The organism is Frankia sp. CeCAU1, assembly GCF_977971845.1.
Map to the genome: position 1 here is coordinate 1 of NZ_CDWWXA010000222.1, position 677 is coordinate 677.

Here is a 677-nt window from a genome sequence, read left to right on the forward strand (position 1 = left end):
ACCCTAATGGTCAAGTGCTCACGCCACGATCAGCGGGCACGACATCCCATCTGTGGTCCGCTCTCCCGACCACCGGCAGGGGCACGGTCTGACCTTAGGACTCGTCCTGCGTCCAGGGGCCTCGAGTGCTCACCTGCTGGCGGCTACCGGAACCGAGCCTGCCTCACGGCTGCCCGGTATGTCCCATTAGGGGTCTCTTCCTCGTCCCTGAAGCTGTAGTCGGCGTCCAGGAGGACACCCTTGAGGCCGCGGCGCTTGTGGATCCAGATGGGCTGGAACTCCCGGACCTGGCGGCGCAGCCCGGCCCGGACATCGTCGAGAACGATGTAGGGGTCGGTGTCCTCGCCGAGGACAGCACCCAGGACAGGGTCGAGCAGGGCCGTCACCACGGCCGACCTCGCTTCGGCCCGGGAGTAGTTCCAGCGGCGCCCTGCGCCGCGTTCGACCAGGTAGGTCCTGATGTCCCTGTCGAGGTAGTCGGCGATGAACTGGTCGACTTCTTCGACATCCGTTGCATGTGAGCGTCCAATGGTGCTCTCATGCCGCCTTGCCTCTCGGCGAGGCGCCCCGAGTCTGATTGGCCGAAGCCGCGCTCGGTTCCCGCTTCTTAGCCACCTGCCCGCTCGTGCGGGTCTTACGGTCGGCTCCACGGGCGTTTACCATGGGCGTTTACCATC

Annotated in this window: 1 protein-coding gene; it reads right to left on the minus strand. The window is 65.9% G+C overall.

The features are described 5' to 3' along the window. Positions 1-143: 143 nt before the first annotated feature. A complete protein-coding gene (locus AC08OO_RS22530) occupies positions 144-389 on the minus strand; it encodes a hypothetical protein (RefSeq protein ID WP_476619047.1) in 246 nt (81 codons plus the stop codon). Positions 390-677: the final 288 nt, after the last annotated feature.